The organism is Caballeronia terrestris (assembly GCF_001544515.1).
Lineage (GTDB): Bacteria > Pseudomonadota > Gammaproteobacteria > Burkholderiales > Burkholderiaceae > Caballeronia > Caballeronia terrestris.
In genome coordinates this window covers 1-7,778 of sequence record NZ_FCOL02000125.1, presented here as the reverse complement: position 1 = coordinate 7,778, position 7,778 = coordinate 1, and the positions used below count along the sequence as shown (strand labels likewise).

Below are 7,778 nucleotides of genomic sequence, written 5' to 3'. Positions count from 1 at the left end.
GTGCAGGCACAGGTGATTTACCGCATCGATGACCATCGGTTCATCTCGCTGGAAAACTACAGCGACTGCCACCACGGGGACACGTACTACAACGACACAAAAGAAAGCATTCGCAAGAAACTCGGTCGCAACGGAATCGAGAACTTTCAAGGCCGGTTGATTAATGCCGATCCCACTGGAAAGAACATCGTGATTCCTTCGTCTCAACCGCCGGAACGTGCGTGCAGTGACCGAGGTTGCTCAATATCGCTGATCTATTCAACCGACAGCGGACGGACGTTTCATGGAATGGTGTACATGAAGAGCTTTGATCCATTTAAGGATTCGAAGGACTACACGGTCGCTGTAACCAGTGACGCGGCATACGTGTCGGAAGAGGGGCAATATCATTCTTATGTCATTCGATATCCTTTGGTTCCGGGCTTTCAATACGGGACAGCGTGGAAACTGCCGGACGACAAACGAATCGAGTTCGACGTTCAAATGCGTACGGGACTTCACTCTCCCTCTGGCCAAGAGCGCTTCACCTGTGACGCATCCATTCACCCATCCAATCGACCTGTATCTCAATGACTCGACGACCTGTCTGCCCGACCTGTCGGAAAACTCGGCGAGATTAGAGCCAGTCACGACGGCGCTCACGCGTCGTCGTCTTCGCCGTCGATCCAGTCGATATCGCCGCACAGCACGCAGCGCTTCCCGCCGACGCGCGTCTCCACCGAGAGCGTCACGCACGGCAGCGCCTCGTTGATCGACAGATACGGCTTCGTCACGTGCACGCGCTCCGGGTCGCCGAGCGCCTCGCGGAAATACGGCCGGCGCAGCCAGTTCGCGCCCTGCGCATCGACGAGCGGCATGAAACGCGCCTCGTGCGCCGCCCGGTCCGCGCGCAACACGACGTTGCGCCCCGCCTGCCGGCCGTTCTGGTCGAGCAGAAAGCAGCGCGCCGCGTTGTCGAGCGCGAGAAAATTCCAGCAGACTTCTTCCAGCGGCTCGCCCGCCGCCAAACGCTCGGCCGCCCGCTCGAACGCGCGCACATAAGGCTGAAGACGCGTGGCGACGCGCCGCTCGCGCGCTTCCGTCTGCATCCTGTAACGCTCCGTCAACTCGCTGATGATGGTCTGCGCCTGCACGCTGTCGGCGAGGCCGGGGTACGGCCGCGCGAAGAAAAATCCCTGCACGAAGTCCGCACCGCTCGCGAGCGCCAATTGCGCCTCGTGCTCAGTCTCCACGCCTTCTATCAGCACCAGCTTGCCCGCCTCGTGCAAGAGCGAGACGATCCCCGAGAGCACTGCCTCCATGTTGCGCCGCTGCTTGTTCGTGCGCGCGGACGTCGGCGCGTGGACGTTGTGCCCCGCATGCGAGAGCATCACGCGATCGAGCTTCACGATATCGGGATCGAGCTGCCAGATCCGCTCGATGTTCGAATGCCCCGCGCCGAAATCGTCGAGGGCGATCAGAAAACCGTGCTCGCGGAATTGCTGCACGGCTTCCGCTAGCCGTTCGATGTCCTCCGCGCGCTGCTCCAGCACTTCGAGCACGACGCGGCGCGGTTCGATCTTCAGGCGCTTCAGGTTCGCGAGCAGCGCGGCGGCGTGATACGGCTCCGTCAGCGCGCCCGGATGGACGTTCAGGAAGAGCCACTCGGTCTGTGCGCCGAGCATCTTGAAATTCTCGAGGTGCAGCGCCTGCGAGAGCCGGTCGATCTGCAGCGCCTCGCCGACGCGCGCCGCCTGCCCGAACACATCGAGTGGGGAAACGGGGCGGTCGAGCCCGTCATGCGCGCGCAGCAGCCCTTCGTAGCCGACCGCCCGCATGTGCGAGAGGCTGAACACCGGCTGGAACACGCTTGAGAGCGTCAGGTCGCCGTGTTCGACCGAATAGCGGTCGAAACCCGAACTCACGCTGAGTTCGAAGCTGCGCGGAGAGATCGTCGCTTTTTCGGGATTCGCAATCACCATCTCTGCATCCTCGCCTGCATTCGGGTCCGAAGCACCGCCAACATGCCAGCCCGGACCTTGGCGACGAGGCTTCCCCCCACCCCCGGGTCCGCGCCCCGACGCGCGCCCGTTTCCACCAATTCGCTTTTCATGCAACGGCCCTCTTTGATCTCGCCGGGAATCTATGGCGTCCCGTGGCGATCGATAAAGCAAGCTCCGTGCTCAGCTACACAGGCCGGTTTGTCGGGCTTTTGCACGGGCGATGCACCGCAAGACGTCATACGCGCGCAGGCACGCGTGCGGTGCGCACCAATGCAGTGCAATCGGTCGGACGAAAGCGGTTCGGGTGCCCTTTTGCATCAAAGGGCTAAACTTCCGCTCGCTCTTCAATCATCCTAGGCGTCTCGTCGCCCGACTTCCAAGCGCTCGCCGCGTTCTCTCGAAAAAATGGAAATCGTCTTTACCGTTCTGATCCTGTTGCTCGTCGTCTCGCTCTCGGGGGTCGGCCTGAGCCTGTTGCCGTTCAAGTTGCCGCTGCCGCTGATCCAGATCGCGCTCGGCGCCATGCTCGCGTGGCCGGGTTTCGGGCTGCACGTCACGTTCGATCCTGAAATCTTCCTGATGCTGTTCATCCCGCCGCTGCTTTTCGCGGATGGCTGGCGCATCCCGAAACGCGAGCTCTACATGCAGCGCCGCGCGATCCTGATGCTCGCGCTCGGGCTCGTGTTCATCACGGTCGGCGCACTCGGCTACTTCCTGCACGCGATGATTCCGGCGATGCCGCTGCCCGTCGCGTTCGCGCTCGCCGCCGTGCTCTCCCCGACCGATGCCGTCGCGCTCACCGGCATCGCCGGGCGCAACCGGATTCCGGCGCACCTGATGCATATCCTCGAAGGGGAGGCGCTGATGAACGACGCGTCGGGTCTCGTCGCGCTGAAATTCGCGATCGCCGCCGCGTTGACCGGCGTGTTCTCGTTCCAGGACGCGGCGGTGAGCTTCGTCGTGATCGCAGCGGGCGGGCTCGTGATCGGTGCGGCGATCAGTTGGGTGGTCACGGAGATTCCGTCGCGCCTTCTGAAATTCTCCGAAGACGACGACCCCGCCGCCGGCGTCACGCTCACGCTGCTGATTCCGTTCGCCGCTTATCTCATCGCCGAGCACGTCGGCTGTTCGGGCATTCTGGCGGCGGTATCGGCGGGAATGATGATGAATATCCAGAGCCTGCGCGAAGGGATTCCCACCGTTGTGCGCGTCCGCATGACCAGCACCTGGTCGATGATCGAGTTCGTTTTCAACGGCATGGTGTTCATCCTGCTCGGGCTGCAGTTTCCGCACATCCTCGGGCGCGCGCTGATCGAGGCGCATCGCGACGGCAGCGAGCAGGTGTGGCTTTTGATCGGCTACGTCGCGGCCGTGATGGTCGCGCTGTACGCGCTGCGGTTCGTGTGGGTCTATCTGCTGCGCTGGTTCGCGAGCCGCAGCGCCGCGAAACAGGGCATCGAGAGCGCCGCGCCCGGCGCGCGCACCCTAGCGATGACGACGATCGGCGGCGTGCGCGGCGCCGTCACGCTCGCGGGCGTGCTCGCGCTGCCCGTCACGCTGACCGACGGCACGCCGCTGCCCGGCCGCGACGTGGCGATTTTCATCGCGTCGGGCGTAATTCTGGCGTCGCTGCTGGTGGCGGTCGTCGGCTTGCCGGTGTTGCTGCGCGGCGAGCGCACGAGCCGCAATCCGAACGCGGCCGAGGAACGCATCGCGCGGCGGCAGGCGGCGCAGGCGGCGATCCGCGCGATCGACGACGCGCACGACCGGCTGATCGACGACATGGACGAGGCGTCGTCGGCGCGCTGCGCGGACACGACCGCGCGCGTGATGAGTACGTACCGGCGGCGGCTGGAAACGCTCGGCGACGACGAAGCGCCGAGCAAGGCGGCGCGTCACAGCGAGGCGGTGGAGGTGAAGCTGCGGATGGCGGCGCTCAGGGCCGAGCGCGCCACGTTGCTGAAACTGCGCGCCGATCAGACGATCAACGACGAAACGCTGAACAAGCTGATGCGGGAAATCGATTTGTCGGAGACGGCGATCGTGACGAGGAAGAGAGGGGCGACGGTTTGAGTTTGTTCACGGCCTGAGGGCTCAGACTACGCCTGACCGGCGCCCGCGCATGAGCACGTACAGAAAACGCGGCACGACGGTCCGAGTGTTCAAACCACGCCCGATCCGCGCCGGCGCAGCAGCGCATACAGAATGATCGCGCCGAACGTCGCCGTACCGATCCCACCGAGCGCGAACCCGCCGAGCTTCAGCGTGAAATCGCCCGCGCCGAGCACGAGCGTCACGGCCGCGACGATCAGATTACGGTTGTCGGAGAAATCGACCTTGTTCACGACCCAGATGCGCGCGCCCGTTACCGCGATCAGCCCGAACACCACGATCGACACGCCGCCCAGCACCGGACCCGGAATCGTCTGAATGACCGCGCCGAACTTCGGCGAGAAGCCGAGCACGATCGCAATTACCGCCGCGATCACGAAGACGAGCGTCGAGTAGATTTTCGTGACCGCCATCACGCCGATGTTTTCCGCGTAGGTCGTCACGCCCGTGCCGCCGGCGAAGCCTGAGGCGATCGTTGCCAGCCCGTCGCCAATGAATGCCCGGCCGATGTAGCGGTCGAGGCTCTGCCCCGTCATCGCGCCGACCGCCTTGATGTGCCCGAGATTTTCCGCAACGAGGATGATCGCGATCGGCGCGAGGAGCGTCATCGCCTGGCCGTTGAAGACGGGCGCCGTGAAGTGCGGCATGCCGAACCACGCGGCGTTCGAGACGATCGAGAAGTCGATCGGCTTGCCGCCGAGGCCCATGCCGTTCGTGAGCACGGCGTAGATCGCGTAGGCAATCGCGAGGCCGATCAGGATCAGGAGCCGCTGCGCCATGCCGCGCGCGAACACCGCGACGCCGCCGACGCACAGCACCGTCACGAGCGCCATCCACGAATCGAAGTTGGTGGCGGAGACGCCCTTTACGGCGATCGGCGCGAGATTCAGCCCGATCACCGCGACGATCGCTCCGGTGACGACCGGCGGCATCAGCGCTTCGATCCAGTTCGTGCCGGTCGCCGCGACGATCAGCCCGATGATCGCGTACACGACCCCGCACGCGATGATCCCGCCGAGCGCCACGCCGATGTTCAGGTTCGGGCCGTGGCCGCTGTAGCCGGTGACGGCGATCACGAGGCCGATGAACGCGAAGCTCGAGCCGAGATAGCTCGGCACGCGCCCACCAACGAGCACGAAGAACAGCAGCGTCCCGATGCCCGACATGAAGATGCACAGGTTCGGATCAAAGCCCATGAGGAGTGGCGCGAGCACGGTCGAGCCGAACATCGCGACGACGTGCTGGACGCCCATCGCGAACATCTGCGGCCAGGGGAGCCGCTCATCGGGCGCGACGACGCGGCCGGCGTCGGCGCTCGGCTGGGTCCGCCAGCGCGGGAAATAGGAATCGGACATGGGCGGCTCTCCTTCTCGGCGTGGATGCGCCGTCCGTGCGGCGCGCTTGTCTTGGAAACAGGCGCGAGTGTACGGATGGGGATTCGCGCTGACAAGCGAGGCAGACGCCTTTGAACAGCCCGGGCTAGCCGGGCACCTTTCAATGGAATTTCAAAGCCACCGCGCGCCTCAAACCCTGCGCTCCAGCTCGAACACCGCCACCGCCCCTTTCAGCTGCTCGGCCTGGTCGGCCATCGCGCCCGCGGCCGCCGCAGCCTGCTCGACGAGCGCCGCGTTCTGCTGCGTCACCTGGTCCATCTGCGCGACCGCGCGGTTCACCTGCTCGATGCCCGTGCTTTGCTCGTGCGATGCCGACGAAATCTGCGCCATGATGTCGGTCACGCGCTGGACGGCGTCCGTGACCTCGGCCATCGTGCTGCCCGCGCGCTCGGCGAGTTGCGCGCCGCTGTCGACGCGCGCCGTCGATGCCTCGATCAGCTCCTTGATCTCCTTAGCCGACATCGCGCTGCGCTGCGCGAGCGAGCGCACTTCGCCCGCCACGACCGCGAAGCCGCGCCCTTCCTCGCCCGCCCGCGCCGCCTCGACGGCCGCATTCAGCGCGAGAATGTTCGTCTGGAACGCGATGCCTTCGATCACCGCGATGATGTCCGTCATCCGCTTCGAGCCGGCCGCGAGTTCACGCATCGTATCGACGACGTCGCCGACCAGTTCGCTCCCCTTCGCCGACACCTCCGACGCCCCGCGCGCGAGCCCGCTCGCCTGCTGGGCGTTGTCGGCGTTCTGGCGTACGGTCGACGTGAGTTCCTCCATGCTCGAAGCCGTTTCCTCCAGCGACGCCGCCTGCTCTTCCGTGCGTTGCGAGAGATCGGTATTGCCCTGCGCGATTTCACGCGACGCGAGCAGGATCGACTCGCTCGACTCCCGGATCCCGCCGACGATGTCCGCCAGCTTCGCGCTCATGCCGGCGAGGCTGTGCAGCATGCTGCTGTCGTCGCCTTCGCGAATCGCGACGCGCGTTGCGAGGTCGCCCGCCGCGATGCGATCGGCGATCTGCGCGGCATACGCCGGCTCGCCGCCGAGTTGCTTCGAGAGCCGCCGGCCGATCAGCGCCGCGAGCAGCCCGGCTGCGACGATCGAGCCGAGCACGAGCGAAATCATCACGATACGCATCGATTCATACTCCGCCGCCGACGCTTTCTGCGCTTCGGTCGCGCTGCGTCGCTTGAAATCGACGAGCCGCTCGAAGGCGACGCGCGTCTCCCCACTCGCGGCGATCGCCTGCTCGATGAGGCCCATCTGATCGATGGCGGCGGGCCGCGGCTTCGCGCCCGTCTGCATCAGCACGATGTCTTCCCAGGCGACGGCGCGTTTGGCGGCGTCGTCGTAGAGCGCGATGCCTTCGGCGGACGAAACGGTCGCGCGGGTGTTGTCGAGCGCGCGATGCATGCTCGCGAGCGATGCCGTGATGTTCTGCTTGAGCTTTTCCTTGCCGGCGTCGTCGGCGAAGGTGAGGTTGGCGGCGGCGAGGTCGGTGTCGAGCTTGTGCTTGTTCGCTTCCTCGACGGAATAGAGGCCGTCCATGTGAAGCACGCTGATGTCTTCGGTGAGGCCGTGCATCTTCGCGAGCGCGAGGACGCCGGTCCCGCCGACGCACGCCGTAATCACGATCACGACCGCGAACGACAGCAAGAGCTTGTTCATCACGGACAGGCGGTCAAACCATTTCATCTGTGTCTCCCCTTGGCCCGACGCGCCGCCGACGAATTCGACGGACCGCTTTGATCGGACTCTTCACGCGAGCTAGTTGTCGCGCACAAAGCTTTTACGGCGCGGTTCTGTGGGTTCTTGAGGTTGGGATGGTGGGTATATGGGTATTGCGATGCGCGTGATCGTGCTACGCCCCTGTTTTTAGGAGTTTCCGTATGGGGTCGGATGGGCTCGCCAAGTAAGCTGACGGACATGCGTATCTCCATGTATGCGCATGTTGTCGTTGTAACTCTCCGATCTTGTCCGCTCACTGCCACCCGGCTTTGAGCGGTTTTTTTTGGGGATGAATTTACCCGTGACGAAGAAGCGCGATATTCATATCGTGCCGCATTGTGGCGGTTGGGAAACGAAGAAAGAGGGTGCGAGACGAGTCGGCGTAGTTAAGGACACTCAGTTTGAAACGTCCCGACACGCGCGACAGCAAGCTAAATGAGAAGGCGTTGAAGTCGTCATCCATCGCAAGGATGGAACGATTTGCGACAGCGACAGCGAACAGCGAACAGCGAACAGCGAACAGCGAACAGCGAACAGCGAACAGCGAACAGCGAACAGCGAACAGCGA

General features: G+C 64.4%; 6 protein-coding genes. 3 read left to right on the top strand and 3 right to left on the bottom strand.

Going from position 1 to position 7,778, the window contains the following annotated elements:
- Positions 1 to 573, top strand: a 573-nt coding sequence (locus AWB67_RS41065; protein ID WP_159965060.1) for a T6SS immunity protein Tli3 family protein, incomplete at its 5' end; no start/stop codon positions are given.
- Between the two features lie 65 nt (positions 574 to 638).
- Here AWB67_RS41065 and AWB67_RS33190 read toward each other — a convergent pair.
- Complete coding sequence (locus AWB67_RS33190; protein WP_087660261.1) at positions 639 to 1,961, bottom strand: EAL domain-containing protein; 1,323 nt, start codon at positions 1,959 to 1,961, stop codon at positions 639 to 641.
- A gap of 426 nt (positions 1,962 to 2,387) precedes the next feature.
- Between AWB67_RS33190 and AWB67_RS33185 the strand changes: the two genes are divergently transcribed.
- Positions 2,388 to 4,055, top strand: a complete 1,668-nt coding sequence (locus AWB67_RS33185; RefSeq protein WP_087660260.1) for a Na+/H+ antiporter — start codon at positions 2,388 to 2,390, stop codon at positions 4,053 to 4,055.
- An 89-nt stretch (positions 4,056 to 4,144) separates the two neighbouring features.
- Here the strand turns inward: AWB67_RS33185 and AWB67_RS33180 are convergent, their stop codons facing one another.
- Positions 4,145 to 5,449, bottom strand: a complete 1,305-nt coding sequence (locus tag AWB67_RS33180) for a solute carrier family 23 protein (RefSeq protein WP_087660259.1) — start codon at positions 5,447 to 5,449, stop codon at positions 4,145 to 4,147.
- A 168-nt stretch (positions 5,450 to 5,617) separates the two neighbouring features.
- Positions 5,618 to 7,177 (bottom strand): methyl-accepting chemotaxis protein, encoded by a 1,560-nt coding sequence (locus AWB67_RS33175; RefSeq protein ID WP_087660258.1) that lies wholly within the window; start codon positions 7,175 to 7,177, stop codon positions 5,618 to 5,620.
- Positions 7,178 to 7,499: 322 nt separating this feature from the next.
- Here AWB67_RS33175 and AWB67_RS40095 point away from each other — a divergent pair, with 322 nt between their 5' ends.
- Positions 7,500 to 7,649: a DUF2188 domain-containing protein gene (locus AWB67_RS40095; protein ID WP_125477795.1), complete on the top strand. Its 150-nt coding sequence runs from the start codon at positions 7,500 to 7,502 to the stop codon at positions 7,647 to 7,649.
- Positions 7,650 to 7,778 lie beyond the last annotated feature (129 nt).

Bases quoted from the DNA above. Each gene is read 5' to 3' on its own strand.
- AWB67_RS33175 (WP_087660258.1), bottom strand. From the start codon at position 7,177: ATGAAATGGTTTGACCGCCTGTCCGTGATGAACAAGCTCTTGCTGTCG.
- AWB67_RS33190 (WP_087660261.1), bottom strand. From the start codon at position 1,961: ATGGTGATTGCGAATCCCGAAAAAGCGACGATCTCTCCGCGCAGCTTC.
- AWB67_RS40095 (WP_125477795.1), top strand. From the start codon at position 7,500: ATGAATTTACCCGTGACGAAGAAGCGCGATATTCATATCGTGCCGCAT.
- AWB67_RS33185 (WP_087660260.1), top strand. From the start codon at position 2,388: ATGGAAATCGTCTTTACCGTTCTGATCCTGTTGCTCGTCGTCTCGCTC.
- AWB67_RS33180 (WP_087660259.1), bottom strand. From the start codon at position 5,449: ATGTCCGATTCCTATTTCCCGCGCTGGCGGACCCAGCCGAGCGCCGAC.